Annotated in this window: 1 protein-coding gene; it reads right to left on the bottom strand. The window is 67.0% G+C overall.

What is annotated here, in order from left to right; genetic code table 11:
- A partial coding sequence (locus I71_RS12660; RefSeq protein ID WP_042695217.1) for a bifunctional diguanylate cyclase/phosphodiesterase occupies window positions 1-1,379 on the bottom strand: 1,379 nt, incomplete at both ends.

Below are 1,379 nucleotides of genomic sequence, written 5' to 3'. Positions count from 1 at the left end.
GTCTCCACCCCTTCCGCCACGGTGGTCAGGCCCAAGCCGTGTGCCATGCCGATGGCGGCGCGGACCAGCGCATTGCTCTTGGGATTCTCCGGCACGTCGATGACGAAGGCGCGGTCGATCTTCAGCTTCGCCACCGGCAGTTGCTGCACATAGCTCAGCGACGAATAGCCGGAACCGAAATCGTCGATGGCCGCCTGGATGCCCAGATCGGCCAGTTCGCCCAAGGTCCGCACCGCCACCTTCAGGTCGCGCACCGCCGCCTGTTCGGTGATCTCCAGCCCCAGATGGCGGCGCAGCGACGGATGCTCTTCCAGCAACTCCCCAAGCCGGAGGGTCAGGTTGCCGCGCAGGAACTGCTGGCCGGAAATGTTGAGGAAGACCCGGTCGGGCAGCACGCCTTCCGCCTCCCAGACGCTCATCTGCCCGATGGCGGTGGACAGGACCCAATCGGTGATCGGCACGATCAGGCCGCTTTCCTCGGCAACCGGGATGAACTCCCCCGGCGAGACCGGCCCCAGCGCGTGATGGTCCCAGCGCAGCAACGCCTCCGCCGATCGCACCTGGCCGGCCTTGTCGACGATTGGCTGGTAGACGAGGCGCAATTCGTTGCGTTCGATGGCGTGTGTCAGATGCATGGTCAGCAGCATCCGCCGCGTCGCCGCCGCGGCCATCTCCGGCGTGTAGAAGCAGACGGCGTTGCCGCCATTGTGCTGCACGGCCTGCAGGGCCAGCTTGGCCTTGGCGTTCAGATCCTCCAGCGTGCTGACCGTCTCGTCCTGCACTGCGGCGCCGACCGAAAGCCGGAGGCGCACCCAATGGCGGTCGGCGTAGATCGACGCCGTCAGCCGGTCATGCAGAACGCCGGCCAGCGTGCGGGCATGCTCGCCGTCGGTCACCCGTGACAGCGCTGCGAACTCGTCGGCAGCGATGCGGCAGATGATCGTGTTGGGCGGCAGCACCTCGGTCACGCGGCTGACCATCGCCTTCAGCGCGGCATCGCCAACATGGAAGCCGAAGGCCTCGTTCACATCGCTGAACTGGTCGACATCGAGCGAGTACAGCGCGAACAGGCCGCCGGCGGCTCCATCCTCCGCGGAGCCGGACCGGTTGCCGGCGAACAGCGCTTCACAGTCCTCCAGGAAAGCGGTGCGGGTCAGCACACCGGTCAATGGGTCGTGCCGCGCGAGGTAGGACGCCCGCTGCTCCGCCGCCAGACGTTCGGAGATGTCTCGGATGATGCCGACGAAGGTCACCTCTTTGCCAAGCCGCGCCTCGCCCACGCTGAGATGGATGGGGAAAACGGTGCCGTCCTTGCGCTGGGCCAGCGTCTCGCGGCCGATGCCGATGATCTTGGCCCGGTCCGTCCGCATGTAGGGTCG

Source organism: Azospirillum sp. B506, from assembly GCF_000333595.1.
Taxonomy (GTDB): Bacteria; Pseudomonadota; Alphaproteobacteria; order Azospirillales; family Azospirillaceae; genus Azospirillum.
The sequence above is the reverse complement of the archived record's forward strand: the minus strand, read 5'-3'. Positions and strand labels throughout refer to the sequence as shown.